Source organism: Delftia sp. Lp-1 (genome assembly GCF_020523835.1).
Taxonomy (GTDB): Bacteria; Pseudomonadota; Gammaproteobacteria; order Burkholderiales; family Burkholderiaceae_C; genus Comamonas; species Comamonas acidovorans.
Window position 1 is genome coordinate 174,124 of sequence record NZ_JAJALJ010000004.1, and the last position, 26,467, is coordinate 200,590.

Annotated in this window: 20 protein-coding genes, 5 tRNA genes and 1 pseudogene; 8 read left to right on the forward strand and 18 right to left on the reverse strand. The window is 63.5% G+C overall.

Annotation, left to right across the window (positions count from 1 at the left end):
* Positions 1–107: 107 nt before the first annotated feature.
* The 15 genes from rpoC to LGR64_RS25990 form a co-directional block, all read right to left on the reverse strand.
* A complete protein-coding gene (gene rpoC / locus LGR64_RS25920; protein WP_013800273.1) occupies positions 108–4,337 on the reverse strand; it encodes a DNA-directed RNA polymerase subunit beta' in 4,230 nt (1,409 codons plus the stop codon).
* Positions 4,338–4,360: 23 nt separating this feature from the next.
* Positions 4,361–8,473, reverse strand: a complete 4,113-nt coding sequence (gene rpoB, locus LGR64_RS25925) for a DNA-directed RNA polymerase subunit beta (RefSeq protein ID WP_071953774.1) — start codon at positions 8,471–8,473, stop codon at positions 4,361–4,363.
* Between the two features lie 276 nt (positions 8,474–8,749).
* Complete coding sequence (rplL, locus tag LGR64_RS25930) at positions 8,750–9,127, reverse strand: 50S ribosomal protein L7/L12 (RefSeq protein ID WP_012202441.1); 378 nt, start codon at positions 9,125–9,127, stop codon at positions 8,750–8,752.
* Between the two features lie 37 nt (positions 9,128–9,164).
* Entirely contained in the window at positions 9,165–9,692 is a 528-nt protein-coding gene (rplJ, locus tag LGR64_RS25935; protein ID WP_012202440.1) for a 50S ribosomal protein L10, read from the reverse strand.
* Positions 9,693–9,918: 226 nt separating this feature from the next.
* On the reverse strand, positions 9,919–10,614 hold the full coding sequence (rplA, locus tag LGR64_RS25940; protein ID WP_013800271.1) for a 50S ribosomal protein L1: 696 nt from the start codon (positions 10,612–10,614) through the stop codon (positions 9,919–9,921).
* On the reverse strand, positions 10,615–11,046 hold the full coding sequence (rplK, locus tag LGR64_RS25945; protein WP_012202438.1) for a 50S ribosomal protein L11: 432 nt from the start codon (positions 11,044–11,046) through the stop codon (positions 10,615–10,617).
* A 140-nt stretch (positions 11,047–11,186) separates the two neighbouring features.
* The gene (gene nusG / locus LGR64_RS25950; protein ID WP_012202437.1) at positions 11,187–11,771 is read right to left on the reverse strand and encodes a transcription termination/antitermination protein NusG; all 585 of its coding nucleotides are present in this window, start codon (positions 11,769–11,771) and stop codon (positions 11,187–11,189) included.
* Complete coding sequence (gene secE, locus LGR64_RS25955; protein WP_012202436.1) at positions 11,771–12,154, reverse strand: preprotein translocase subunit SecE; 384 nt, start codon at positions 12,152–12,154, stop codon at positions 11,771–11,773. Before secE ends, nusG begins: the two co-directional genes overlap by 1 nt.
* 86 nt (positions 12,155–12,240) lie before the next feature.
* A tRNA-Trp gene (locus LGR64_RS25960) sits at positions 12,241–12,316 on the reverse strand.
* 9 nt (positions 12,317–12,325) lie between these two features.
* Complete coding sequence (gene tuf / locus LGR64_RS25965; protein ID WP_013800270.1) at positions 12,326–13,516, reverse strand: elongation factor Tu; 1,191 nt, start codon at positions 13,514–13,516, stop codon at positions 12,326–12,328.
* Between the two features lie 78 nt (positions 13,517–13,594).
* Positions 13,595–13,669: transfer RNA gene (locus LGR64_RS25970), tRNA-Thr, on the reverse strand.
* A 43-nt stretch (positions 13,670–13,712) separates the two neighbouring features.
* A tRNA-Gly gene (locus LGR64_RS25975) sits at positions 13,713–13,786 on the reverse strand.
* Positions 13,787–13,841: 55 nt separating this feature from the next.
* Positions 13,842–13,927: transfer RNA gene (locus tag LGR64_RS25980), tRNA-Tyr, on the reverse strand.
* Between the two features lie 91 nt (positions 13,928–14,018).
* Positions 14,019–14,094, reverse strand: a tRNA-Arg gene (locus LGR64_RS25985).
* Positions 14,095–14,174: 80 nt separating this feature from the next.
* Positions 14,175–14,807 (reverse strand): TetR family transcriptional regulator, encoded by a 633-nt coding sequence (locus LGR64_RS25990; protein WP_169807227.1) that lies wholly within the window; start codon positions 14,805–14,807, stop codon positions 14,175–14,177.
* A gap of 192 nt (positions 14,808–14,999) precedes the next feature.
* Here LGR64_RS25990 and LGR64_RS25995 point away from each other — a divergent pair, with 192 nt between their 5' ends.
* The 4 genes and pseudogenes from LGR64_RS25995 to LGR64_RS26010 form a co-directional block, all read left to right on the forward strand.
* Complete coding sequence (locus LGR64_RS25995) at positions 15,000–16,292, forward strand: efflux RND transporter periplasmic adaptor subunit (protein WP_088166612.1); 1,293 nt, start codon at positions 15,000–15,002, stop codon at positions 16,290–16,292.
* A 15-nt stretch (positions 16,293–16,307) separates the two neighbouring features.
* Positions 16,308–19,463, forward strand: a complete 3,156-nt coding sequence (locus LGR64_RS26000) for an efflux RND transporter permease subunit (RefSeq protein WP_141832708.1) — start codon at positions 16,308–16,310, stop codon at positions 19,461–19,463.
* Positions 19,456–20,901 (forward strand): efflux transporter outer membrane subunit, encoded by a 1,446-nt coding sequence (locus LGR64_RS26005; protein ID WP_141832710.1) that lies wholly within the window; start codon positions 19,456–19,458, stop codon positions 20,899–20,901. The genes LGR64_RS26000 and LGR64_RS26005 overlap by 8 nt, the downstream gene beginning before the upstream one ends.
* Before the next feature lie 217 nt (positions 20,902–21,118).
* A pseudogene (locus LGR64_RS26010) lies at positions 21,119–21,649 on the forward strand (c-type cytochrome); the annotation flags it as partial.
* Positions 21,650–21,706: 57 nt separating this feature from the next.
* On the opposite strand, the gene LGR64_RS26015 reads toward LGR64_RS26010, so the two are convergent.
* On the reverse strand, positions 21,707–22,258 hold the full coding sequence (locus tag LGR64_RS26015; RefSeq protein ID WP_034397906.1) for a DUF2946 family protein: 552 nt from the start codon (positions 22,256–22,258) through the stop codon (positions 21,707–21,709).
* A 5-nt stretch (positions 22,259–22,263) separates the two neighbouring features.
* Positions 22,264–23,250: a YheT family hydrolase gene (locus LGR64_RS26020; RefSeq protein WP_141832712.1), complete on the reverse strand. Its 987-nt coding sequence runs from the start codon at positions 23,248–23,250 to the stop codon at positions 22,264–22,266.
* Between the two features lie 147 nt (positions 23,251–23,397).
* On the opposite strand from LGR64_RS26020, the gene LGR64_RS26025 reads away from it, so the two are divergent.
* From LGR64_RS26025 to LGR64_RS26040, 4 genes are all read left to right on the forward strand, one after another.
* Positions 23,398–23,985: a LemA family protein gene (locus tag LGR64_RS26025; protein ID WP_012202362.1), complete on the forward strand. Its 588-nt coding sequence runs from the start codon at positions 23,398–23,400 to the stop codon at positions 23,983–23,985.
* Between the two features lie 33 nt (positions 23,986–24,018).
* Positions 24,019–24,891 carry a TPM domain-containing protein gene (locus LGR64_RS26030; protein WP_141833164.1) on the forward strand — a complete coding sequence of 291 codons (873 nt, stop codon included), beginning with the start codon at positions 24,019–24,021 and terminating at the stop codon, positions 24,889–24,891.
* Between the two features lies 1 nt (position 24,892).
* Entirely contained in the window at positions 24,893–25,435 is a 543-nt protein-coding gene (locus tag LGR64_RS26035) for a TPM domain-containing protein (RefSeq protein ID WP_012202360.1), read from the forward strand.
* A 108-nt stretch (positions 25,436–25,543) separates the two neighbouring features.
* Positions 25,544–25,804: a hypothetical protein gene (locus tag LGR64_RS26040; RefSeq protein ID WP_012202359.1), complete on the forward strand. Its 261-nt coding sequence runs from the start codon at positions 25,544–25,546 to the stop codon at positions 25,802–25,804.
* Positions 25,805–25,896: 92 nt separating this feature from the next.
* Here the strand turns inward: LGR64_RS26040 and LGR64_RS26045 are convergent, their stop codons facing one another.
* Entirely contained in the window at positions 25,897–26,313 is a 417-nt protein-coding gene (locus tag LGR64_RS26045) for a F0F1 ATP synthase subunit epsilon (RefSeq protein WP_012202358.1), read from the reverse strand.
* Between the last annotated feature and the right edge of the window lie 154 nt (positions 26,314–26,467).

Here is a 26,467-nt window from a genome sequence, read left to right on the forward strand (position 1 = left end):
GTCCGGCCGGGCCCTGGTTATTCCCAAAGAAAAACGCTCCCGCCTGCGCAGGGCAGGCCGGGAGCGTCACGTCACTTCAAGGGCTCGCTTGCGCTCGCCCGAGTGTCTCAGTCAGCGGAAGCGTCACCGGCGACGGCAGCCACGCCAGCGTCGTCGTCAGCCATCACACCGGCCAGTTCGGCCGCTTCGGCGTCGGCGATGGCGCGGCGCTCTGCGTCGTCCATGGCGTCCTTGGCCTTGCGTGCCTGGTGGTAGGCCAGACCCGTACCAGCGGGGATCAGGCGACCCACGATGACGTTTTCCTTCAGGCCACGCAGCTCGTCGCGCTTGCCCATGATGGCAGCCTCGGTGAGCACGCGGGTCGTTTCCTGGAACGACGCGGCGGAGATGAAGGAGTCGGTCGACAGCGAAGCCTTGGTAATACCCAGCAGCACGTTGGAGTACGTGGCGGGGATCTTGCCTTCGCGCTGCAGGGCCTCGTTGGTATTGAGGATTTCCGAACGCTCGACCTGCTCGCCAGCGATGTAGGTCGAATCGCCGGTGTTCTCGACCACGACGCGGCGCAGCATCTGGCGAACGATCACCTCGATGTGCTTGTCATTGATCTTCACACCCTGCAGACGGTAGACGTCCTGCACTTCATCAACGATGTAGCGCGACAGCTCCTCGATGCCCAGCAGGCGCAGGATGTCCTGCGGATCGGCGGGACCGTCGACGATGGACTCGCCCTTGTTGACCACCTGGCCTTCGTGCACCAGGATGTTCTTTTCCTTGGGCACGAGCTCTTCCCAGACCTTGCCATCCAGATCGGTGATCTGCATGCGCACCTTGCCCTTGGTTTCCTTGCCGAAGGAGATGGTGCCGGTCATCTCGGCCAGCGTGCCCTTGTCCTTGGGCGTACGGGCTTCAAACAGCTCGGCCACACGGGGCAGACCGCCGGTAATGTCGCGGGTCTTCTGGCCTTCGACAGGGATACGGGCCAGCACTTCGCCGGGGCCCACGTCCTGGCCGTCACGCACCTGGATCAGAGCGCCGACCTGGAAGCCGATCGTCACCGAGTGGTCGGTGCCGGGGATCTTGACTTCCTGGTTGTTGGCATCGATCAGCTTGACCTGAGGACGCACGACCTTGGCAGAGCCACGGCGCTTGGGATCGATCACCACCAGCGTGGACAGGCCGGTCACTTCGTCGACCTGCTTGGCCACGGTCAGGCCCTCTTCCACATTCTCGAAGCGCACCTGGCCGGCGTACTCGGTAATGATGGGTCGGGTCAGCGGATCCCAGTTGGCCAGGATCAGACCGGCCTTGACCTGCTGGTCGGGCCTGACGGTCAGCACGGCACCGTAAGGCACCTTGTGGCGCTCACGCTCGCGGCCGTTGTCGCTGATGACGATTTCGCCCGAACGCGAAATCACGACCAGCTCACCCTTGGTGTTGCTGACGTAACGCATCGTGCTGTTGAAGCTGATGGCGCCGTTGGACTTGGCTTCCACGCTCGATGCGATGGCAGCGCGCGAAGCGGCACCACCGATGTGGAAGGTACGCATGGTCAGCTGCGTGCCGGGCTCGCCGATGGACTGTGCGGCGATCACACCCACGGCTTCGCCGAGGTTGATCTGGCCGCCGCGGCCCAGGTCGCGGCCGTAGCACTTGGCGCACAGGCCGTAGCGGGTTTCGCAGTTCAGCGCGGTGCGGACCTTGATTTCGTCCACGCCTTGCAACTCGAGTTCATCGATCCCGTCTTCGTTGAGCAGCGTGCCTGCGGGCAGCAGGACGGCCAGCGTCTCGGGGTGCACGACGTCCTCGGCCGTGGTACGGCCCAGCACGCGGTCACGCAGCGATTCGATCACTTCACCGCCTTCGACGATGGCGCGCATCAGTGCGCCATTGGTCGTGCCGCAATCGTCCTCGTTGACCACCAGATCCTGCGTCACGTCCACCAGACGACGCGTCAGGTAGCCGGAGTTGGCCGTCTTCAACGCCGTGTCGGCCAGACCCTTTCGGGCGCCGTGGGTGGAGATAAAGTACTGCAGAACGTTCAGGCCTTCACGGAAGTTCGCCGTAATGGGCGTCTCGATGATGGAGCCGTCAGGCTTGGCCATCAGGCCACGCATGCCGGCCAGCTGGCGGATCTGCGCGGCCGAGCCGCGGGCGCCGGAGTCGGCCATCATGTAAATGGCGTTGAACGATTCCTGCTCGACTTCGTTGCCGTGGCGGTCGATGACCTTTTCCTTGGCAAGCTGGGCCATCATGACCTTGGAGACTTCGTCGCCGGCCTTGCCCCAGATGTCCACCACCTTGTTGTAGCGCTCGCCAGCGGTCACGAGACCGGAGACGTACTGCTGTTCGATCTCCTTCACCTCGGCTTCGGCACGGCCGATGATCTCGGCCTTTTGCGGCGGCACCAGCATGTCGCCGATGGCGATCGAGATACCGGCGTGCGTGGACAGGCGGAAGCCGTTTTGCAGCAGCTTGTCGGCAAACACCACCGTGGCCTTGAGACCGCACTTGCGGAACGAGGCGTTGATGAGCTTGGAGATTTCCTTCTTCTTGAGCGCCTTGTTCATGTGGCTGAACGGCAGGCCCTTGGGAAGGATCTCGGACATCAGGGCGCGGCCCACGGTGGTTTCCACCAGGCTGGTCGAAGGCTCGAACTCGCCAGAGTCCTTGTTCTTGGTCCACTCGGTCAGACGCACGCTGATCTTGGCGGCCAGTTCGACCTGGTCGGAGTCCAGCGCGCGCTGCACTTCACCGATGTCGGCGAAGATCATGCCTTCGCCCTTGCCGTTGATGCGCTCGCGCGTTGCGTGGTACAGACCCAGCACCACGTCCTGCGAAGGAACGATGGAGGGCTCGCCCGATGCGGGGAACAGCACGTTGTTGGAGGCCAGCATCAGCGTGCGGGCTTCCATCTGTGCTTCTACCGACAGCGGAACGTGGACAGCCATCTGGTCACCGTCGAAGTCGGCGTTGAAGGCCGCGCAGACGAGCGGGTGCAGCTGGATGGCCTTGCCTTCGATCAGGATGGGTTCGAAGGCCTGGATGCCCAGTCGGTGCAGCGTGGGAGCACGGTTCAGCATGACCGGGTGCTCCTTGATGACCTCTTCGAGGATGTCCCACACCACGGGCGTGCCGGATTCGACTTCCTTCTTCGCCGCCTTGATGGTGGTGGCGATGCCGCGCTGCTCGAGCTGCGCGAAGATGAAGGGCTTGAACAGTTCCAGCGCCATCAGCTTGGGCAGACCGCACTGGTGCAGCTTGAGGTACGGACCCACCGTGATCACGGAACGGCCCGAATAGTCCACGCGCTTGCCCAGCAAGTTCTGGCGGAAACGACCGCTCTTGCCCTTGATCATGTCGGCCAGCGACTTCAGGGCACGCTTGTTGGCGCCCGTCATGGCCTTGCCACGGCGGCCGTTGTCCAGCAGCGAGTCCACTGCTTCCTGCAGCATGCGCTTTTCGTTGCGCGCGATGATTTCCGGAGCCTTCAGCTCCAGCAGGCGGCGCAGACGCGAGTTGCGGTTGATGACGCGGCGATACAGGTCGTTCAGGTCGGACGTTGCGAAGCGGCCGCCGTCCAGCGGCACCAGCGGACGCAGGTCCGGGGGCAGCACGGGCAGCACTTCCATGACCATCCAGCCCGGCTTGATGCCGGACTTCTTGAACGCTTCCAGCAGCTTCAGGCGCTTGGCGTTCTTCTTGACCTTGACTTCGGAGCCGGTCAGATCGCCGCGCAGACGCTCGGTCTCGACATCGATGTCGATGCCTTCGAGCAGGTCCTTGATGCCTTCGGCGCCCATCTTGGCTTCGAACTCGTCACCGTATTCGGTGCGCTTGGCCTCGTAGTCGTCCTCGGTCATGATGCTGAACTTCTTCAGCGGGGTCATGCCGGGGTCGGTCACCACGTAGGCTTCGAAGTACAGCACGCGCTCGATGTCGCGCAGCGTCATGTCGAGCACCAGGCCCAGACGCGACGGCAGCGACTTCAGGAACCAGATGTGGGCGCAGGGCGCAGCCAGGTCGATGTGGCCCATGCGCTCGCGGCGCACCTTGGTCTGGGTCACTTCGACACCGCACTTCTCGCAGATCACACCGCGGTGCTTGAGGCGCTTGTACTTGCCGCACAGGCACTCGTAGTCCTTGATGGGGCCAAAGATCTTGGCGCAGAACAGACCATCGCGCTCGGGCTTGAACGTGCGGTAGTTGATGGTCTCGGGCTTCTTCACCTCGCCGAAGGACCAGGAACGGATCTTCTCGGGAGAAGCCAGACCGATCTTGATGGCATCGAAATGCTCATCAGGCGTGAATTGCTTGAACAGGTCGAGTAGAGATTTCATAAGACTCTTTCCCTTTTCAATATTTAAGAACGCTCAAGCTCGATGTCGAGGCCCAGGGAGCGGATTTCCTTGACCAGCACGTTGAACGACTCGGGCATGCCTGCCTCGATGGCGTGCTCGCCCTTGACGATGGATTCGTACACCTTGGTACGGCCCACCACGTCGTCGGACTTCACGGTCAGCATTTCCTGCAGCACATAGGCGGCGCCGTAAGCTTCCAGCGCCCACACTTCCATTTCCCCGAAACGCTGGCCACCGAACTGGGCCTTGCCGCCCAGCGGCTGCTGCGTCACCAGAGAGTACGGACCCGTGGAGCGGGCGTGCATCTTGTCGTCGACCAAGTGGTGCAGCTTCAGGTAGTGCATGTAGCCGATGGTGGTCGGACGCTCGAAGCGGTCGCCGGTGCGGCCGTCATACAGGTAGGCCTGCGTGCGCGACTCCGTCAGTCCCTTGCGCTGGGCCAGTTCCTCCGGATATGCCAGATGCAGCATGTCCTGGATTTCCTGCTCGGACGCACCGTCGAACACCGGCGTGGCAAACGGCACGCCCGTGGTCAGCGCCTGCGCCATGGACACGATCTCCTTGTCGTCGAGCTGCGTCAGGTCTTCCTTGCGGCCGCGCGAGTTGTAGATCTCTTCCATGAAGGTGCGGATCTCGGCGGCGCGGGCTTCCTGCTGCAGCATGTCGCCGATGCGCTGGCCCAGGCCCTTGCCGGCCCAGCCCAGATGCACTTCCAGCACCTGGCCGATGTTCATACGCGAAGGCACGCCCAGCGGGTTCAGCACGATGTCGGCAGTGGAGCCGTCGGCCATGTAGGGCATGTCCTCGACCGGAACGATCTTGGAGACCACACCCTTGTTGCCGTGGCGGCCGGCCATCTTGTCACCGGGTTGCAGGCGGCGCTTGACGGCCAGGTAGACCTTGACCATCTTGAGCACGCCAGCGGGCAGCTCGTCGCCCTGGGTGAGCTTCTTGCGCTTTTCTTCAAAAGCCAGGTCGAAGCTGTGGCGCGTCTGCTCCAGCGAGTTCTTGATGGACTCGAGCTGGGTGGCGACTTCGTCCTCTGCAGGACGGATGTCGAACCAGTGGAACTTCTCCACGCCATCCAGGTAGGCCTTGTCGATCTTGGCGCCCTTGGCCAGCTTTTGCGGGCCGCCGTTGGCCACGCGGCCATTGAGCAGCTTTTCGATACGGTCGAAGGCGTCGGCCTCGACGATGCGCAGCTGGTCGTTCAGGTCCAGGCGGTAGCGCTTGAGTTCATCGTCGATGATCTGCTGGGCGCGCTTGTCACGCTGGATGCCTTCACGGGTGAAGACCTGCACGTCGATCACGGTGCCTTGCGAGCCCTGGTCCACGCGCAGCGAGGTGTCCTTCACGTCGGAAGCCTTCTCGCCGAAGATGGCGCGCAGCAGCTTCTCTTCAGGCGTCAGCGTGGTCTCGCCCTTGGGCGTTACCTTGCCGACCAGCACATCGCCGGGCTGCACTTCCGCACCCACGTAGATGATGCCGGACTCGTCCAGGCGGTTGAGCTGCTGCTCGGACAGGTTCGGGATGTCGCGCGTGATTTCCTCGGCACCGAGCTTGGTGTCGCGGGCCATCACCACGAGTTCTTCGATGTGGATCGAGGTGTAGCGGTCTTCGGCCACCACGCGCTCGTTGATCAGGATCGAATCCTCGAAGTTGTAGCCGTTCCAGGGCATGAAGGCGATCAGCATGTTCTGACCGATGGCGATTTCGCCCAGGTCGGTCGATGCGCCGTCGGCCACCACGTCACCCTTGGCCAGCTTGTCGCCACGCTTGACGATGGGACGCTGGTGGATGTTGGTGTTCTGGTTGGAACGCTGGTACTTGATGAGGTTGTAGATGTCCACGCCGACTTCGCCGGCCACGGCTTCCGCATCGTTCACGCGGACCACGATGCGCGTTGCATCGACATAGTCCACGATACCGCCGCGGGTTGCCGTCACCACGGTGCCGGAGTCCACTGCCGCCACGCGCTCGATGCCCGTGCCCACCATGGGCTTTTCGGGACGCAGCACAGGCACGGCCTGACGCGACATGTTGGCGCCCATCAATGCGCGGTTCGCGTCATCGTGTTCCAGGAACGGAATCAGCGAGGCAGCCACCGACACGATCTGTGCGGGCGACACGTCCATGTACTGAACGCGCTCGGCCGACACCAGGGTCGAATCACCCTTTTCGCGTGCCGACACCAGGTCGCCGATCAGGCGGCCTTCGGCATCCAGGTCGGCATTGGCCTGGGCGATGATGTACTTGCCTTCCTCGATGGCCGACAGGTAGTCGATCTCCATCGTGACCTTGCCGTCGGCCACGCGACGGTACGGCGTCTCGATGAAGCCGTACTCGTTCAGGCGGGCGTACAGGGCCAGCGAGTTGATCAGGCCGATGTTCGGGCCTTCAGGCGTTTCGATAGGGCAGACGCGGCCGTAGTGGGTCACGTGCACGTCGCGCACTTCGAAGCCTGCACGCTCGCGGGTCAGACCGCCCGGGCCCAGGGCCGAGACGCGACGCTTGTGCGTGATTTCGGCCAGAGGGTTGGTCTGGTCCATGAACTGCGACAGCTGCGACGCACCGAAGAATTCCTTCAGGGCGGCCGAAATCGGCTTGCTGTTGATCAGGTCATGGGGCATCAGCGGCTCTTGCTCGGCCTGGCCCAGACGCTCCTTCACAGCCTTCTCGATACGTGCCAGGCCCGTGCGGTACTGGTTTTCGGCCAGTTCGCCCACGCAACGCACGCGGCGGTTGCCCAGGTGGTCGATATCGTCGACTTCGCCCTTGCCGTTGCGCAGATCCACCAGGATCTTGACCACGGCCAGGATGTCCTCGTTGGACAGCACCATGGGGCCGGTGGCGCCATCGCGGCCGACCTTGGCGTTGAACTTCATCCGGCCCACGCGCGAAAGGTCGTAGGTGTCGGGGTTGTAGAACAGGCGCTGGAACAGAGCCTGCACGGCGTCTTCGGTCGGCGGCTCGCCGGGGCGCATCATGCGGTAGATGGCCACGCGTGCAGCGAACTCATCGACGGTTTCGTCGGTGCGCAGGGTCTGCGAGATGTAGGCGCCCTGGTCCAGCTCATTCGTGTAGATGCACTGCAGATCCTGGATGCCGGCGCTGCGCAGCTTCTTGAGCAGGGACTCGGTCAGCTCTTCATTGGCCTTGGCGATGATCTCGCCCGTGTCCGGATCGACGATGTTCTTGGCGACCACGCGGCCGATCAGGAAATCTTCGGGGACGCTGATGAACTTGGTGCCCGACTGCTCCAGCTCACGCGTGTGGCGAGCGGTGACGCGCTTGTCCTTGGCGACCACGACCTTGCCCGACTTGTCGGTGATGTCGAAGCGCGCGACTTCGCCGCGCAGGCGCTCGGAGACGAACTCCATCTGCGCGCCCGAATCCATGAGGCGGAAGTTGTCGTTGACGAAGAAGTTGGCCAGGATCGATTCCGGCGTCAGGCCGATGGCCTTCAGCAGAATGGACACGGGCATCTTGCGGCGACGGTCGACGCGGAAGAACAGCAGGTCCTTGGGGTCGAACTCGAAGTCCAGCCACGAGCCGCGGTAAGGAATGATGCGTGCCGAGAACAGCAGCTTGCCCGAGCTGTGGGTCTTGCCCTTGTCGTGCTCGAAGAACACGCCAGGCGAGCGGTGCAGCTGCGAGACGATGACACGCTCGGTGCCGTTGATGATGAACGAGCCCTTTTCGGTCATCAGGGGCACTTCGCCCATGTAGACCTCTTGCTCCTTGACTTCCTTGACCACCTTGGACTGCGAGGTCGAAGACTCACGGTCATAGATGATCAACTGGACCTTGGCGCGCACGGCGGAGGCGAACGTCAGACCACGGGTCTGGCACTCGCGCACATCGAAAGCAGGCTTGGCGAGGTTGTACTCGACGAACTTCATCTCCACAAAACCGTTGTGGGAGACGATGGGGAAGGCGGAGTTGAAGGCCGCTTGCAGGCCTTCGATGGTGCGTTTTTTGGGGGCTACATCTGACTGCAAGAATGCGGTATATGCATCTTTTTGCATCTGCAGCAGGTAAGGCACTTCGAGCACGCTGTCGCGGCTCCCGAAGCTTTTGCGGATTCGCTTGCGTTCGGTGTAAGAATAGGCCATGAGATCTCCGGGCAAAGACATGAGTCCTGGGTCTGCGACGACTGCCCCACATGGAAAGCTCCCTGCGGGCTTGGCGGTTGGCCACTACCAACCATGGCTGACGGCGATGCGTTGCACATCGCCCGAACCAAGGCATCTTCTGCTGTCGGGTTGTCAGAAGACACTAAAAAACAGACTGTGCTGACTGCTTTTTAGTGTGCTCTATGGATCAGCGCTCCACAAGCGCCAAAGGCTGGAGGCCCTTTTTCGGAGCCTCCAGCCCTTGAGGGGACTGAATTACTTCAGTTCAGCCTTGGCACCGGCTTCCACCAGCTTCTTCACAGCGGCTTCAGCGTCAGCCTTGGCAACGCCTTCCTTGACGTTCTTGGGAGCGCCGTCGACCAGGTCCTTGGCTTCCTTCAGACCCAGGCCGGTGATTTCACGCACGGCCTTGATGACGGAAACCTTGTTCGCGCCGGCTTCGGTCAGCACAACGTTGAACTCGGTCTTTTCTTCTGCAGCAGCAGCGCCGCCAGCAGCGCCGCCAGCAGCGGGAGCAGCCATAGCGGCAGCGCTCACGCCAAACTTCTCTTCAATGGCCTTCACCAGGTCATTGAGTTCCAGGACCGTCATGCCGTCGAGCGCGGTCAGAAATGCGTCTTTATCGAATGCCATTTTGATTTCCTAACAATATTGGTTAACTGCCGCGCGCTCAGGCTGCGACTGCTTCGGCTGCCGGTTCTTCGGCAGAGCCTTCGCTCTTCTTTGCCGCCAGGGCGCCCAGCACAACGGCCGTACGCGAGATAGGCGACATCAGCAAGCCACACAGTTGTGCCAGCAGAACTTCCTTCGAGGGGATGTTCGCCAGTTGCTTCACACCGTTCACGTCCAGGGCCTTGCCTGCAAACGCACCACCGCGGATCACCAGCTTGTCGTTGGTTTTCGCGAAGTCGGCCACCACCTTGGCGGCGGCCACTGCGTCTTCAGAGAAGCCATAGATCAGAGGGCCGGTCATCTGGTCGGCGACAACGTCAAACTGGCTGCCAGCCACAGCACGGCGGGCCAGCGTGTTCTTCAACACGCTCAGGCTCACACCCTTGCTGCGAGCATCAGAACGCAGTTTGGTCATGTCGGCGACCGTGATGCCGCGGTATTCCGCGATCACAAGCGTTTGAGCTTTTGCGGCGAGGCTGGTCACTTCATTGATGACCGCTTCTTTCTCACTGCGATTAAGACTCAAGGTCTACTCCTTCAAATGCGCACTCGGGGCAAGCCCCTCATGCGCGCTCTTGTTGCAGCGACCAACTGTTTTGGAAATGCATCCATCTGCAGCGGGATCGCCATCTGCGTTGGCCCCGGGGGTTTAAGTGCCGCAAGGCACACCAACGGTCTTGGATGACCCGGCGCATCGCTGCACCGGCCCACCACTGAGGCACCCCGAAAGGTGTCTCAAGATTTCTTGGCTATCAGGCCGAGATGGTTTGCGTGTCGACGCGAACGCCCACACCCATGGTCGACGAAACAGCGACCTTGCGCAGGTACAGGCCCTTGCTCGAAGCGGGCTTGGACTTGTTCAGCGCGTCGATCAGCGCAGCCAGGTTGCCTTGCAGCTTCTCGTTGTCGAACGAGCGGCGGCCGATGGTGGCGTGGATGATGCCGGCCTTGTCGACGCGATATTGCACCTGACCAGCCTTGGCGTTCTTCACAGCCGTGGCCACATCGGGAGTCACCGTGCCAACCTTGGGGTTGGGCATCAGGCCGCGCGGGCCCAGGATCTGGCCCAGCGTACCGACGACGCGCATGGCGTCGGGGGCAGCGATGACCACGTCGAAGGGCATGTCGCCAGCCTTCACGCGGGCAGCCAGGTCGTCCATGCCGACCACGTCGGCGCCGGCAGCCTTGGCTTCTTCAGCCTTGGCGCCTTGGGCGAACACAGCCACGCGGGCAATCTTGCCGGTGCCATGGGGCAGCACGACAGCGCCGCGAACCACTTGGTCAGACTTCTTGGCGTCCACGCCCAGTTGCACGGCCACGTCGATGGATTCATCGAACTTGGCGGTGGCAGCATCCTTCACCAGCGCAACTGCGTCAGCGAAAGCGTACAGCTTGGTGGACTCCACCTTGCCCTGGAGAGCCTTTTGCTTCTTGGTCAACTTGGCCATTTACACGCCCTCCACAATCACGCCCATCGAGCGAGCCGAACCAGCCAGCGTACGCACGGCGGCGTCCACGTCAGCAGCGTTCATGTCCTTCAGCTTGGTGTTGGCGATCTCTTCCAGCTGAGCGCGGGTGATCTTGCCGACCTTGTTCTTCAGGGGGTTGGAAGAACCCTTGTCCAGCTTGATGGCCTTCTTGATCAGCACAGTCGCCGGAGGCGTCTTGATGATGAAGGTGAAGCTCTTGTCCGCGAAGGCCGTGATGACCACGGGCAGGGGCAGTCCGGGCTCGACACCTTGGGTCTGGGCGTTGAACGCCTTGCAGAATTCCATGATGTTGAGGCCGCGCTGACCCAGCGCAGGACCGATCGGGGGAGAGGGATTGGCCTTACCAGCTGGCACTTGCAGCTTGATGAAGCCGACGATTTTCTTCGCCATTGAATGCTCCTTGCGGGTATAGCGCCGCCGGCCCAACCAACAACAGTTGCAGCCGGCAGCTCCCCGGGGGTTGAAAGACTCTTGTGAAAACGCTCTGCACCAAGCCTAAAAATGCAGAGCCAGAGATTGTAAGCGGTAACTCAGGTTTTTTCAACCTGGGCAAATTCAAGCTCGACTGGCGTGGAGCGACCGAAGATCATCACGGAGACGCGCAGACGGCTCTTCTCGTAGTTGACCTCTTCGACAGAGCCATTGAAGTCCGTGAACGGACCTTCCTTGACACGCACCAGCTCGCCGGGCATGAACTCGACCTTGTGGCGCGGCTTTTCCGTGCCTTCCTGCATCTGGCTGACGATCTTGCGCACTTCCTCTTCGGAAATGGGCGCAGGACGGTTCTTGGCACCGCCCACGAAACCCGTCACCTTGCTGGTGTGCTTGACCAAGTGCCAGGTGTCGTCGTCCATAACCATCTCGACGAACACGTAGCCAGGAAACAGACGGCGCTCGGTAGTGCGGCGCTGGCCATTCTTCATTTCCACCACTTCTTCAGTAGGGACAAGAATGCGACCGAACTTGGACTGCATGTCAGAGCGCGCGATGCGCTCGATGATGTTGCGCTCAACCGCCTTTTCCATGCCGGAGTAGGCATGGACGATGTACCAGCGCAGATCCGGATTGGCAGGCGCTGCCCCTCCGTCGTTCACACCCGTTTCGACAGCATCCATTACTTCCTCCAGCCCAAAATCAGGTCGTACAAGACCCACTCAAGCGTCTTGTCCGTGAACCACAGGAACAAGGCCATGATGACGACAAAGCCGAAGACGTACAAGGTCATCTGCATGGTTTCCTTGCGCGTCGGCCAGACGACCTTCTTGACTTCGCGCCAGGCATCCTGAGCAAAGCTCACGAAACGCTTTCCGGGCTCGGAAACAAGGAACGTGCCAGCAGCTGCAGCCAGGCCAACCAGCAGCACCAGCCACTGGACGATGGGCCCTTGCTTGCTCAGCAGATAGAAACCTGCGATCGCAGCAACGACTAAAGCCGCGACTGCGGCAAGCTTGGCTTTGTCAGCTCCGGAGCTGACCGTTTCAACCTGAGTAGTGGCCATAATCCATTTCTAATGCGCATCTTTTGCGCAACGCCAAGACACCGAAGCCCGCTTTGGGGCGGGCTCGTTGCGATTCCACCATCAGGTGGCAGGGGCAGTAGGAATCGAACCTACAACCTTCGGTTTTGGAGACCGACGCTCTGCCAATTGAGCTATACCCCTACGAATCAATTAGGCAATGATCTTGGCAACCACGCCAGCGCCCACGGTACGGCCACCTTCGCGGATAGCGAAGCGCAGACCTTCTTCCATGGCGATGGGGGCGATCAGCTTGACGGTGATCGACACGTTGTCGCCAGGCATCACCATTTCCTTGTCGGCGGGCAGCTCGATGGAGCCGGTCACGTCGGTCGTACGGAAATAGAACTGGGGACGGTAGTTGTTGAAGAACGGAGTGTGGCGACCACCTTCGTCCTTGGACAGCACGTACACCTCAGCCGTGAAGTGGGTGTGGGGCTTGATGGAGCCGGGCTTGCACAGCACTTGGCCGCGTTCCACGTCTTCACGCTTGGTGCCGCGCAGCAGCAGGCCCACGTTGTCGCCAGCTTGACCTTGGTCCAGCAGCTTGCGGAACATTTCCACGCCGGTGACGATGGTCTTCTGGGTGTCGCGGATACCGACGATTTCGATTTCTTCGCCGACCTTGATGATGCCGCGCTCGATACGGCCAGTCACCACGGTGCCACGGCCAGAGATCGAGAACACGTCTTCCACGGGCATTGCAAAGGCACCGTCCACAGCGCGCTCGGGCGTGGGGATGTAGGAGTCCAGTGCTTCAGCCAGGCGCAGGATGGCAGGTTCGCCCTTGTCGGACTGGTCGCCTTCCAGGGCCAGCTTGGCCGAGCCGCGGATGATGGGGGTGTCGTCGCCGGGGAAGTCGTACTTGGCAAGCAGCTCGCGCACTTCCATTTCGACCAGTTCCAGCAGCTCTTCGTCGTCCACCATGTCGCACTTGTTCAGGAACACGATGATGTAGGGCACGCCCACCTGACGGGCCAGCAGGATGTGCTCGCGGGTCTGGGGCATGGGGCCGTCAGCGGCCGAGCACACCAGGATGGCGCCGTCCATTTGAGCAGCGCCGGTGATCATGTTCTTGACGTAGTCGGCGTGGCCGGGGCAGTCAACGTGAGCGTAGTGGCGACCGGCCGTTTCGTACTCGACGTGGGCGGTGTTGATCGTGATGCCGCGAGCCTTTTCTTCAGGTGCTGCGTCGATCTGGTCGTAAGCCTTGGCTTCGCCGCCGAACTTCTTGGACAGAACGGTAGCGATAGCAGCCGTCAGGGTCGTCTTGCCGTGGTCCACGTGACCGATGGTGCCAACGTTGACGTGCGGCTTGGTACGCTCGAATTTTGCTTTAGCCATTTTTCCGACTCCGAAAAAAATCTAAATCACTACAACAGGATTTGGCGCAACCCCATCTAGCGAGCGCACCAGAGATAATGGTGCCCATGGGCAGGATCGAACTGCCGACCTCTCCCTTACCAAGGGAGTGCTCTACCACTGAGCCACATGGGCCTTGAGGCTGCCGAAGCAATCTCAAAAAACTTTGCTCGCCAACTGGAGCGGGAGACGGGAATCGAACCCGCGTCATTAGCTTGGAAGGCTAGGGTTCTACCATTGAACTACTCCCGCACAGATTGACTGCACGTCGCCATCTTTTCAGATGACTTCTCTTCTTCACCATTACTGGTGGAGGGGACTGGATTCGAACCAGTGTAGGCGTAAGCCAACAGATTTACAGTCTGCCCCCTTTAGCCACTCGGGCACCCCTCCGAAGAGATTTGAATTCTAGCACCGTTTTTTTCGTCAAAAAAATTTCAGTGCAGTTTTTTCTCAGGCCACCTGGGCGATCCAAGAAAAATTGTGGTGCGGCTGGCGGGGATCGAACCCACGACCCTTGGCTTCGGAGGCCAATACTCTATCCACTGAGCTACAGCCGCTCAGGGCATCGCTGCCCTGCACAAGCCGAGCATTGTCGCATGACTTTGCCCCGGCACGTCCAAGCCCCCAGGACCCGGCGCTATTGCGCCTGCGGCACCGTGAAGCCCAACCCCCGCAGGCAGACGTCCACCGCCTGCGCGCCCACCTGCTTAAGATCGAAGGCCCTTCCCAGCAGCCAGCTCTGCAACAGGCCATCGAACATGGCGCACAGCGCGATCGAGGCCTGGGGAGCCGGCATGGACATGGTCACCGCATGGCTTTCGGCAGCCGCGCGCAGCGCCAGCTCCAGTTGCGCGGAAAAAGAGTCCAGTGCGGCACGGTTGCGCTCCTGCACGGGCATGAGCTCGCCCACGTATTCCACCTTGAGCAGCAGGATCTCGAAGACGCGCCGCGTACTGTCGTCATCGGCGATGCGCCCGAAGACCACCGCCATCAGGCGCCGCACATATTCCAGCGCATCGCATTCGGAGTCATCCTCGCAGTCGCCCTGAGCGGCCTGCTCCAGCGGGAGCGTGACGCGGTCCAGCATGGCGTAGAAGAGATCCAGCTTGTCCTTGAAATGCCAGTAGACCGCACCGCGCGTGGCGCCGGCTCGCTGGGCAATCTCGTTGAGCGAGGCCCGGGCGACACCCTGTTCGTAGAACACTTGCTCCGCAGCGTCCAGCAGACTGTTGCGCGTTGCAAACGCATCTTCTTTCGTTCGTCGTGCCAAGATGTATTTCCTTCCATCGTTGAGCCCGGCCATGCCACGCTACGCCATGCTTCGCGCCGCCTTGCAGCAACAGCGGTCATTATACATTCATGTATGTATGTATAATCCGCGACTTGCCCGTGGACACGGGCGTTCCGGATAGCGCTGACCGGAACGTCAACATCGTTATTTGATTCAGCACAAGGACCCATCATGCCCAGCACACGCAGCAATGTGTCAGCCGCTCCGTCCCCTTACAGCAGTCTGCGCCTCACCACCGTGGCCCTGGCCGTCACTGCCGCAATGGCCATGGCGGCCTGCGGGAAAAAGCCCGAAGAACAAGCTGCCGCGCAGCAGCAGATGCCCGCCGTGCCGGTGGGCGTGGTGGTCGCCACCCCCGCCGACGTGGGCCTTGTGACCGAACTCCCTGGCCGCGTGGATGCGCGCCGCGTGGCCCAGATCCGCGCCCGCAGCGCCGGCATCGTGCAGGAGCGCCTGTTCAAGGAAGGCAGCGACGTGAAGGCCGGCCAGGTGCTGTACCGCATCGATCCGGCGCCCTACCAGGCGACGCTGCAAAGTGCCAAGGCCACGCAGGCCCGTGCCGAGGCCAACCAGGCCCAGGCACTGGCGCAACTGGAACGCTATCGCCCGCTGGTTGCCGCCAACGCGATCAGCAAGCAGGACTTCGTCAATGCAGAGGCGGCCTACAAGCAGGCCCAGGCTGACGTCGCGGTCGGCAAGGCCTCCGTGCGGACCGCCGAGATCAATCTTGGCTATACCAGCGTCACCGCCCCCATTTCTGGCCGCATCGGCCAGTCTCTGGTGACCGAAGGCGCGCTGGTCGGCCAGGGCGAGGCGACTCCGCTGGCCGTGGTCCAGCAGATCAATCCTGTCTATGTGAACTTCACCCAGTCGTCCAGCGAGGCCTTCCGGCTGCGCCGCGCGATGGAGCAGGGCAAGCTCAAGAAGGCCGATGGCGCCGAGGCTGCCAGCGTCGAGGTGCGCCTGGACGACGGCACGGCCTATGAGCTCAAGGGCAAGCTGCTGTTCACCGACCTGACCGTGGACAGCTCCACCGGCCAGGTCACGCTGCGTGCCGAGGTGCCCAACCCCAAGGGATTGCTGCTGCCCGGCATGTATGTGCGCGTGCGCATGGAGCAGGCCCAGGCGTCCAACGCCATTGCCGTGCCACAGCAGGCGGTGACACGTACCGAAACCGGCGACACCGTGAGCGTGGTCAGCGACGACGGCAAGATCACCAAGCGGCAGGTGAAGGTGACCACGGCCCAGAACAACCAATGGCTGGTCAGCGAAGGCCTTCAGGCGGGTGAGAAGGTCATGGTCGACGGCTTCCAGAAGCTGCAGATGCTGCCGCCCGGCACGCCGGTCAAGCCCGTGCCCTGGCAGCCAGAGGCCGCAGGTGCCCAGAAGCCGGCCGGCGCGGCAGCGCCAGCCCCGCAAGCCGCAGCCGACGCCAAGCCTGCGGACCAGGCAGACAAGAAGTAATCAAGGGGCTCAGCAATGGCCAAGTTCTTTATCGACAGACCGATCTTTGCATGGGTCGTCGCGCTGTTCATCATCGTCCTCGGTGGTATTGCGCTGACCAAGCTTCCGATCGCTCAATACCCCAAGGTGGCTCCTCCAGCCATCGTCATCAACACCGCCTACCCAGGCGCGTCCGCGAAGGTGCTCGAAGACAGCGTGCTGTCCGTGATCGAGCGCGAAATGAACGGCTCGCCCGGTCTGGTCTACATGGAGTCGGTGGCCCAGGCCGATGGCACGGGCAGCATCACCATCAGCTTCGAGGCCGGCACCAACGTGGACCTGGCGCAGGTGGACGTGCAAAACCGCCTGTCGCGCGCCACGCCGCGCCTGCCTGCGTCCGTGACGCAGCAGGGCGTGCGCGTGGACAAGGCGTCGTCCAACTTCCTGCTGTTCATCATGCTGTCGTCCGAGGACGCCAAGGCCTATGACACGGTGGCCCTGGGTGACTACGCCTCGCGCAACATCGTTCCCGAAATCCAGCGTGTGGCCGGCGTGGGCCAGGCACAGCTGTTCGGCACGGAAAAGGCGATGCGCATCTGGTTCGATCCCGCCAAGCTGCAGGGCTACAAGCTCTCGGCCGAGGACGTGACGGCCGCCATCCGCAGCCAGAACGCCCAGGTGGCCAGCGGCGCCATTGGCGACCTGCCCAACATCACGGGCCAGAAGATCGCCGCCACGGTGACGGTGATGGGCCAGCTGTCTTCGATCGGCCAGTTCGAGAACATCGTGCTGCGCGCCAATCCCGATGGCTCCACCGTGCGCCTCAAGGACGTGGCCACCATCGAGATCGGCGGCCAGGCCTACGCGACCTCCGCCCGCCTGAACGGCAAGGATGCCGTGGGTATCGGCGTCCAGCTGACGCCCAGCGGCAATGCGCTGGCCACGGCCAAGGCCGTGCATGCGCGCATGGAAGAGCTGCAGAAGTTCTTCCCCAAGGGCGTGAAGTACTCCATTCCCTACGACAGCTCCAAGTTCGTGAGCATCTCCATCGAGAAGGTGGCCCACACGCTGCTGGAAGCCATCGTGCTGGTGTTCCTGGTGATGTACCTGTTCCTGCAGAACTGGCGCTACACGCTGATCCCGACCATCGTGGTGCCCATTGCACTGCTGGGCACCTTCGCGGTCATGCAGGCCGTGGGCTTCTCGATCAACGTGCTGGCCATGTTCGGCATGGTGCTGGTCATCGGCATCGTGGTGGATGACGCCATCGTGGTGGTGGAGAACGTCGAGCGCATCATGAGCGAGGAAGGCCTGCCGCCGCGCGAAGCCGCGATCAAGGCCATGGGCCAGATCTCGGGCGCCATCGTGGGCATTACGCTGGTGCTGATCGCGGTGTTCATACCGTTGGCCTTCTTCGCGGGGTCCACCGGCAATATCTACCGGCAGTTCTCCATCGTGATGGTGGCCTCCATCAGCTTCTCGGCCTTCATGGCGCTGACGCTGACACCGGCCCTGTGCGCAACGCTGCTCAAGCCTGTGGAAGCCGGTCACAACCACGAGAAGAAGGGCTTCTTCGGCTGGTTCAACCGCACGTTCGCACGCTCGGCCAAGTCCTATGAGGGCTGGGTGGCCCGACTGCTCAAGCGCTCGGTGCTGATGATCGGTGTGTACTTGGCCGTGATCGCGGGCGCCGTGGTGGTGTTCCGTGGCCTGCCGACCTCGTTCCTGCCGACCGAGGACCAGGGCTACTTCATCGTCAACGTGCAACTGCCCCCTGGCGCCGCCAAGGAGCGCACGCTGGAGGTGATGAAGCAGGTGGAAGAAGCCGTGCTGCCGCAGCCCGAAGTGGCCAACATGGTCAGCGTGCTGGGCTTCAGCTTCTCCGGCCAGGGCCAGAACGCCGCCCTCGCCTTCGTGCCGCTCAAGGACTGGTCCGAGCGCAAGGGAGCGAACTCCACGGTGGACGCCATGACGGGCCGCATCATGGGCATGACGTCGGGCATCCGCGATGCCTTCGTGTTCGCCGTGAACCCGCCGCCCATTCCCGAACTGGGCAACGCTGTGGGCTTCTCGTTCCGCCTGCAGGACCGTGCCGGCCACGGACACGATGCGCTGATCAACGCCCGCAACATGATGCTGGGCATGGCCGGACAGAGCAAGGTGCTGGCCGGCGTGCGTCCCGATGGTCTGGAGGACGCGCCCCAGCTGCGCATCGAGATCGACCGCGACAAGGCCAACGCCCTGGGCGTGGACTTCACCTCGATCAATGCCGCGCTGTCCACGGCGCTGGGCTCGTCCTACGTCAATGACTTCCCCAACCAGGGGCGTCTGCAGCGCGTGATCGTGCAGGCCGATGCTCCGGCCCGCATGCAGCCCGACGACCTGCTGCGCCTGAACGCGCGCAATGCCAAGGGCGATCCGGTGCCGCTGTCCACGTTCGCGACCACCAAGTGGGTCAAGGGCGCCCAGCAGACGGTGCGCTACAACGGCTACCCAGCCGTGCGTATCGAAGGCTCGGCTGCTCCGGGCTTCAGCTCGGGCGATGCCATGGACGAAATGGAAAAGCTGGCTGCCAAGCTGCCCGAAGGCTTCGGCTTCGAGTGGACCGGCCAGTCGCGTGAGGAAAAGCTGGCGGGCTCGCAGGCCATCTTCCTGTACGCCTTCGCCATCCTGGCCGTGTTCCTGTGCCTGGCCGCCCTGTACGAGAGCTGGTCGATTCCGCTGTCGGTGATTCTGGTCGTGCCGCTGGGTCTGCTGGGCGTGGTGCTTGCCACCTTGCTGCGCAACTACTCCAACGACGTGTACTTCCAGATCGGACTGGTGACGGTGATCGGCCTGTCGGCGAAAAACGCGATCTTGATCGTGGAGTTCGCCAAGGACCTGCAGGCCGAAGGCAAGGGACTGATCGAGGCTGCGCTGGAAGCCGCCCACCTGCGGTTCCGCCCCATCATCATGACTTCGCTGGCCTTCGGCCTGGGCGTGGTGCCTCTGGTGATCGCCACGGGCGCGAGCTCGGCCAGCCAGCGTGCCATCGGCACCGGCGTGCTCGGCGGCATGATCACCGGCACCGTGCTGGCCGTGCTGTTCGTGCCCACCTTCTTCGTCGTGGTGCGCAAGCTGTTCAAGGGCAAGATCAAAACGCACAACCCGCCGTCCACACCGGCCGGCAAGGAGGCCTTGAGCCATGATTAATCGCAGTACCCCGGTGGCCATCGCCACCGCCGTGCTCCTGGCGGGATGCTCGCTCATCCCCACCTACGAGCGCCCTGCCGCTCCGGTCGCGGCGCAGTACACCCGCGCGAACGCCACCGCTGCGGCGGAAGGCGGCACGGCTGCAGCGCAGCTGCCCTGGCAGGATTTCTTCCAGGACGCACGCCTGCAGCAGCTGGTTCGCACCGCGCTGGACAACAACCGTGACCTGCGCGTGGCTGCGCTCAACATCGAGCGCGCCCAGGCCCAGTACCGGATCACGCGCGCCGACCAGTTCCCGACGGTCGGTGCAGGCGTCAACGCCAGCCGCGCTCCAAACACCACGGGCTCGGGCACCAAGTACGTCAACAGCTACCAGGTGGGCCTCGCCGTCACCTCGTGGGAGCTGGACTTCTTCGGCCGCATCGGCAGCCTGAAGGAAGCCGCCCTGGCCCAGTACCTGGCGACCGAGGAAGCTCGCCGCGCCGCGCAGACCAGCCTGGTGGCCGCTGTGGCCAGCGGCTGGTACACGCTGCTGGCCGACGAGCAACTGCTGAAGATCTCGCGCGACACGCTGCGGACCCGTGAAGAGTCGATCAAGCTGACCAAGCTGCGCTTCGACACGGGCGTGGCGTCCGAGCTGGACTACCGCCAGGCCGTCTCGCTGACCGAGGCTGCGCGCGCCACGCTGGCGCAGCAGCAGCGCCAGCGCGCCCTGGATGAAAACGCCCTGGTGCTGCTGCTGGGCCAGTCCCTGCCAGCGGACGTGCTCGCCAGCCTGGGCTCCAGCCAGGGCCTGCGCGACACGGCCGACCTGCCCGCCGTGCCGGCCGGCCTGCCTTCGGACCTGCTCACACAGCGGCCCGACATTCGCCAGGCCGAGCAGCAGTTGATCAGCACCAACGCCAACATCGGTGCCGCGCGTGCCGCCTTCTTCCCGCGCATCACGCTGACGGGGCAGTTCGGCACGGCCAGCAACGAGCTGTCGGGCCTGTTCAAGAGCGGCAGCTGGGGCTTCACCCTCGCGCCATCCGCCCTCCTGCCCATCTTCGATGCGGGCCGCAATTCGGCCAATCTGGCTGCGGCCAAGGTCGAGCGCGAAGTGGCCATCGCCCAGTACGAGAAGTCCATCCAGAGCGCCTTCCGCGAGGTCTCCGACGCACTGGACAGCCAGGGCACCCTGCGTGACCAGATCATGGCCCAGCGCGCCCAGCTCGAAGCCGAGCAGGCACGCCTGAAGCTGTCCGACCTGCGCTACAGCAACGGCGTGGCCAGCTACCTGGACCTGCTGGATGCACAGCGCAGCCTGTTCGCGCTGGAGCAATCCACCGTGAGCGTGCGTCTGGCGCAGCTGCTCAACCAGATCGAGCTGTACAAGGCGCTTGGCGGCGGCTGGACCGACAGGACAGCGACAGCAGCGGCAGCCGCGCCCGCGCAGTAAGACCAAGGCAGGCATCTGCCGCGCCAACCGCACAGAGGTGTTCTCCGCAAGGTGAACACCTCTTTTTCATGGCGCGCGGAAAGCATTTGCCATTTGCTTGATCCATCTCATGGCATATGTGCGCCCCAGGTCAACCCGGGTCTGCGCGCAGTGTCTGCAAGAGGCTCGTCGATATAATTTGTTGTTGACTCACGCCCCCACAACACAAGAGGACTTCATGAGCGCAACCCACACCGAAGAAGCCCATACGGGCCCGATCAAGAACCCCAAGCAGCTGCTGATGGCGGTGTTTTTCTCGTTCGTGGTTCCGGTGTTCGTGATCATCGGCCTCGTGCAATACGTGAGTTCGGCCGACAAGGCCGGCGCCGGCGCTTCCCAGACCGAAATGGCCAAGGCCCAGCGGCTGCAGAAAATCGGCCTCGTGGAAATCCGGGATGCCAATCGCCCGCTGCGCTCGGGTGAAGAAGTCTTCAAGGGCCAATGCGCGGCCTGCCATGCCACAGGTGCCGCAGGTGCTCCCAAGTTCGCGGATGCCGCGGCCTGGGGCCCGCGCCTGGCACAAGGTCTGGAAGGTCTGGTGCACTCGGCCCTCAAGGGCAAGGGAGCGATGGCGCCTCAAGGCGGCGGCGATTTCAACGACACCGAAATTGCCCGTGGCGTGGTCTACATGACCAATGCCGCAGGTGGCAAGTTTGAAGAGCCCAAGGCCCCGGCCGCAGAAGGCGCTGCAGCGGAAGGTGCAGCGGCACCCGCCAACTGAGCAAGGCCCAGGATGTCTGGCACCAACCGGCTTCGGCCGGTTTTTTCATGCCCGGGCCGGACTGCGCACAAAACCGTAGCGTTGCGGCAACGTCTGTGCCGGCACCTCTTCACAGGCAGGCAGCATGCTGGCGTCCAGCGCGGCCGCGGCATCGACCATGTCCTGCGTATGGACCAGGCCCAGGCCGGAGGGCATGGCCAGATACAGGCGCCCTGTCTCATCCATCAAAACCGCCTTGATGGCTGCGGCCTGCAGCTCTGCCCCTGTGTGGCTGTGCACCTGCAGGCGCTCGCCATCCCAGCGCAACCGCCATATCCAGGGTGTGCTTTCCAGTTCCACATACACACGCTGGGGACCATTCTGGAAAAACCACCGACCGTCGGGCTCGGCAAGATAGTTGCGGGCAATGAAGTCCGCCAGCTTTTCGTTGCGCACCTCCGCGCCCTTGGCTCCCGGGATGCCGCTGTCGAAAGCGCCGCAGGCCTGGGCCTCTTCATCGCGCAGATACCAGCGCCCGCGCTCGTCCAGCCCCAGCCAGCCGCTGCAGGCGGGCACATGGGGCCATTTGGCCATGGCCTGCTTCACGATATCGTCCATTGCATTCATCCTTGTTCGCTGTCTGCCAGCCACTGCGTGACGGCCTGCGGCATGCCCAGTACATGCCCTGGCCAATGTCCCTGTGCAAAACCCACATGACCGCCGTGCGGCGGTTGCCACAGCGTAACCCGTGGGCCGACCTCGCCTGGCCCTGGCAGGCTGCATGCAGGGACAAAGGGATCGTCCAGCGCATTGAGCAGCAGCGCAGGCACGGCAATGCTGCCCAGCACAGGCTTGGCTGCCGCCCGGCCCCAGTAGTCGTGCGCATCGAGAAAGCCATGCACGGGTGCCGTGAACGCGTCATCGAACTCCTTCAGATCGCGCGCGCGCACCGCGGCATCGCGGTCGAAGAGGCCGGGAAATTGCGCCCATTTGACCCGCGCCTTGGGCACCAGCGTGCGCAGGAACATGCGTGTGTAGATCCAGCGGTTCAGACCCTGCCCCAGCGCCATGCCGCCAGCCGCCAGATCCAGCGGCGCACTCACCGCCGCAAGGGCCTGGACCACCTCGGCGGCCTTGTCTGCCTGCAGACCGGCCCAGCGCGCAAGCGCATTGCCGCCCAAGGAAACACCCACCACATGGAGCGGGCGGGAAGACCGTGCGCGCAGGCGGCGCAGTATCCAGTCCACCTCCTGCACATCGCCCGAGTGATAGGCGCGCGGCCCCCGGTTGACCTCGCCACTGCAGCCGCGAAAGTGCGGCACGGCCATGTGCCAGCCACGCTGCGCGGCCACCCAGGCCATGGCCTGGGCATAGTGGCTGTTCGCCGAGCCTTCAAGGCCATGGAAAAGCACCAGCCATGGCGCGTCGTCAGGCAGGGTGGAAGCACCGCCGAAGGCGACATCGATGAAGTCCCCATCCGGGGTATCCCAGCGCTCCCAGCGCCAGGCGGGCGCCGCCTGGCCCACCGGCCAGCGGCGCGCGAACAGTGCCGGCCAGATGGTCTGGGCGTGGCCCCCGGGCAACCAGCGCGCCGCCGTGAATTCGTGCATAAAAGCCCTGTTAGCAGTCCTTGCCACACCGCTGCGCAAGGGCCTTTGCCCTACAGGGCAGCAGGCCGGGCGCGCAGCACAATCGCCAGCATTGCGCATGCTCGTGCGCGATACTGTTTTCCATTGTCGCTTTCAGGTTGCCATCTTATGAAACGTCTACTCGCCACGCTTGCCACCGTCCTGGCATTGACCGGCTGCGGCTACAACGACTTCCAGCGTCTTGACGAACAGACCAAGTCGGCCTGGAGCGAGGTGCTCAACCAGTACCAGCGCCGTGCCGACCTGGTGCCCAACATCGTGGCCTCGGTCAAGGGCGAGGCCAATTTCGAGCAGGAAACCCTGACCAAGGTGGTGGAGGCACGCGCGAAGGCCACCTCCATCCAGGCCACGCCCGAGCTGGTCAACAACCCCGAGGCCTTCAACAAGTTCCAACAGGCGCAGGGCGAGCTGTCCAGTGCCCTGTCGCGGCTGATGGTGGTGGCCGAGCGCTATCCCCAGTTGCAGGCCAACCAGGGCTTCCGCGACCTGCGCGTGACGCTGGAGGGCACGGAGAACCGCATCACCGTGGCGCGCAACCAGTACATCCAGGCCGTGCAGTCCTACAACGTGCTGGCGCGCAGCTTTCCGACCAATCTGACGGCCAAGGTTTTCAGCTACGAACCCAAGCCCAGCTTCAGCGTGCAGAACGAGGCCGAAATCTCCCGTCCGCCCACGGTGGACTTCGGCAACAAGTAAGCCGTGACCATGTCCCTGGTGCCACTGTGGCGCATGCTTTGCGCCCTTGCCCTGACCATGCTGCTGCTGCCCGGGAGCACGCTGGCGCAGGCGCCGCAGCCCGTGCCGGCCCTCTCGGCGCGGCTCATCGACCAGACGGGTACGCTGTCGGCCGATGAGGCACGCGCCATTGAAGACAGGCTGCGTGGCATCGAACAGAAGTCAGGCTCGCAGGTCGTCGTGCTGATGGTGGCCACCACCGCGCCCGAGGACATTGCCGCCTATGCCTGGCGCGTGGCCAGTGACTGGAAGATCGGCCGCCGCGACGTGGGCGACGGCTTGTTGGTGGTGATTGCCAAGAACGACAGGCGCATGCGCATGGAAGTGGCCCGCGCGCTGGAAGGCGCGATCCCCGACCTGGCGGCCGCGCGCATCATCGACCAGCAGATGGCACCGCGCTTTCGCCAGGGGGACTATGCGGGCGGCATCACCGCTGCGCTGGACCAGGTGGCAGCGCGCATTGCGGGCGAGCAACTGCCGGCGCCCTCCTCCAGCCCCCAGTCTTCCAAAAGCCCGGACAGGGGCTTCGACATGGAAGACCTGATGCTGTTCTTCTTCTTCGGCGTGGCCGTGGTCGGCCCCATCCTGCGCTCGGTACTGGGCCGGCCGCTGGCCTCCGTGCTGGCGGGGGCAGGCGCCGGCATTGCCGCCTATGTGGTGACGGCCAGCCTGCTCGTCGCCGCAGGAGCGGGAGTCGTCGCGCTGCTGTTCACCCTGCTGGGAAGCGGCCGCTCCAGCAGGGGTGGCGGCGGTGGATGGGGCGGTGGTGGCGGGTTTGGCGGAGGCGGCGGCCGCAGCGGTGGCGGGGGCTTCAGCTCTGGCAGAGGCGGCAGTTTCGGGGGCGGCGGCGCCTCGGGGAGTTGGTGAGATGGCGGCTGCAATCACAGGCTTTGTACAGCGTCTGCTCCGGCTGCTGCGCCACCATTGGGCCGAAGGGCAGTTGCGCCGTGCACTCCCGCCTGAAAGCCTGGCGGAGCTGGAGCGCCTGATCACCATGAGCGAGCAGCGCCATACAGGCCAGATTCGCATCTGCGTCGAACCCGGACTGCCGCCCAGCTACCTGTGGCGCGACGCCACGCCGCGCGAGCGCGCCATCACGCTGTTTGGCAAGCTGCGCGTCTGGGATACCGAACACAACAACGGTGCCCTGATCTATCTGCTGCTGGCCGACCACGCCATCGAAATCGTCGCCGACCGCGCCCTGGCGCGCACCCTGCCGGCGGAACAATGGCAAACGCTGATCAGCGACATGGGTGCCGCCTTTCAGGGCGGCCATTACGCCATGGGCATGACGGCAGCCCTGGAGCGCGTGAGCCTGCTGCTTGAAACCAACTTTCCGCGTGACCCGCTCCAGCCTGTGCACGATGGCAGCGACAATCTTCCCGATGCTGTCGTGATACAGCACCACTGAAAGGCAGGCAGGCTGCGCAGGCCGGGCCGAGCCACCCCCTTCATCAAGCTATCGCGGGCACGGAGGCTGTGATAGCGTCACGCCATTTCATCAAGGAGCATCCACACCATGAAGAACACCCTGGCCCGCCTGGGCCTGCTGGCCGCCGTGCTGACCCTGAGCGCCTGCGCAAGCCCCATCCTCGACGACTCGCAGGAATATGACTATGTGCTCAGCTGCAAGCTGCGCGAAGACGACCCCAAGCGCTGCGAGCAACAGATCCGCGCCCTGTGCCCCGTGCCCGCCAAGGCCGTGACGCACAAGTCGCGCACGGTGGACCCCAAGGACAATGCCGTGACCTACGTGTACCAGGCCCGCTGCGGCGACTGAGCCATGGGGCCGGTGATCGGCCTTCCAGCCTTTCGCACCAAAGAAAAAGCCGCCCGAGGGCGGCTTTCTTGCAGCTGGAGCCCGAATGGGGCTCAGCGCTTTTGGCGGAACTTGCGCAGGGCCGCGATCTGAGCGGCCATGACGGCCAGCTCGGACTGGGCACGCGCCAGATCGACTTCGCTCTTGGCGTTCTTCAGTGCTTCCTCGGCTTCGAGCTTGGCCTTCTCGGCCTTCTCGGCGTCCAGGTCGGCACCGCGGATGGCGGTGTCGGACAGCACGGTCACACAGTTGGGCTGCACTTCCAGGATGCCGCCGGCCACGAAGACGAACTCTTCGCTGCCGTCCGCCATCTCGATACGCACCGAGCCAGGCTTGATGCGCGTGATCAGCGGAGTGTGGCGGGGAAAAATGCCCAGTTCGCCGGATTCACCGGGCAGGGCGACAAAGCGCGCTTCACCGGAGAAGATGGACTCTTCGGCACTGACCACATCAACGTGGATGGTGTTCATCTTTGCTCCTCAGAAAAGGTGGGACTGGAACTTGGAACCGGCAGGGCCCAGATCGGGGACACCGAGCAAGGGCCACCCCGCAGCGAGGGTGTCGTCCCCCTCCCCCGCGAAGCGGGTAGAGAGGGGGAAGCGACGCAGTCGCTCAGGGGGTGCC

Excerpts from the sequence above, each read along its gene's own strand:
- LGR64_RS26030 (WP_141833164.1), top strand. The coding sequence starts at position 24,019 with ATGCTTTGCGCCCTTGCCCTGACCATGCTGCTGCTGCCCGGGAGCACG.
- tuf (WP_013800270.1), bottom strand. The coding sequence starts at position 13,516 with ATGGCTAAAGCAAAATTCGAGCGTACCAAGCCGCACGTCAACGTTGGC.
- rpoB (WP_071953774.1), bottom strand. The coding sequence starts at position 8,473 with ATGGCCTATTCTTACACCGAACGCAAGCGAATCCGCAAAAGCTTCGGG.
- LGR64_RS26020 (WP_141832712.1), bottom strand. The coding sequence starts at position 23,250 with ATGCACGAATTCACGGCGGCGCGCTGGTTGCCCGGGGGCCACGCCCAG.
- rplA (WP_013800271.1), bottom strand. The coding sequence starts at position 10,614 with ATGGCCAAGTTGACCAAGAAGCAAAAGGCTCTCCAGGGCAAGGTGGAG.
- nusG (WP_012202437.1), bottom strand. The coding sequence starts at position 11,771 with ATGGATGCTGTCGAAACGGGTGTGAACGACGGAGGGGCAGCGCCTGCC.
- rplL (WP_012202441.1), bottom strand. The coding sequence starts at position 9,127 with ATGGCATTCGATAAAGACGCATTTCTGACCGCGCTCGACGGCATGACG.
- LGR64_RS25995 (WP_088166612.1), top strand. The coding sequence starts at position 15,000 with ATGCCCAGCACACGCAGCAATGTGTCAGCCGCTCCGTCCCCTTACAGC.
- LGR64_RS26005 (WP_141832710.1), top strand. The coding sequence starts at position 19,456 with ATGATTAATCGCAGTACCCCGGTGGCCATCGCCACCGCCGTGCTCCTG.
- LGR64_RS26035 (WP_012202360.1), top strand. The coding sequence starts at position 24,893 with ATGGCGGCTGCAATCACAGGCTTTGTACAGCGTCTGCTCCGGCTGCTG.
- LGR64_RS26000 (WP_141832708.1), top strand. The coding sequence starts at position 16,308 with ATGGCCAAGTTCTTTATCGACAGACCGATCTTTGCATGGGTCGTCGCG.
- rplK (WP_012202438.1), bottom strand. The coding sequence starts at position 11,046 with ATGGCGAAGAAAATCGTCGGCTTCATCAAGCTGCAAGTGCCAGCTGGT.
- rpoC (WP_013800273.1), bottom strand. The coding sequence starts at position 4,337 with ATGAAATCTCTACTCGACCTGTTCAAGCAATTCACGCCTGATGAGCAT.
- LGR64_RS26015 (WP_034397906.1), bottom strand. The coding sequence starts at position 22,258 with ATGGACGATATCGTGAAGCAGGCCATGGCCAAATGGCCCCATGTGCCC.
- LGR64_RS26040 (WP_012202359.1), top strand. The coding sequence starts at position 25,544 with ATGAAGAACACCCTGGCCCGCCTGGGCCTGCTGGCCGCCGTGCTGACC.
- LGR64_RS26025 (WP_012202362.1), top strand. The coding sequence starts at position 23,398 with ATGAAACGTCTACTCGCCACGCTTGCCACCGTCCTGGCATTGACCGGC.
- secE (WP_012202436.1), bottom strand. The coding sequence starts at position 12,154 with ATGGCCACTACTCAGGTTGAAACGGTCAGCTCCGGAGCTGACAAAGCC.
- LGR64_RS26045 (WP_012202358.1), bottom strand. The coding sequence starts at position 26,313 with ATGAACACCATCCACGTTGATGTGGTCAGTGCCGAAGAGTCCATCTTC.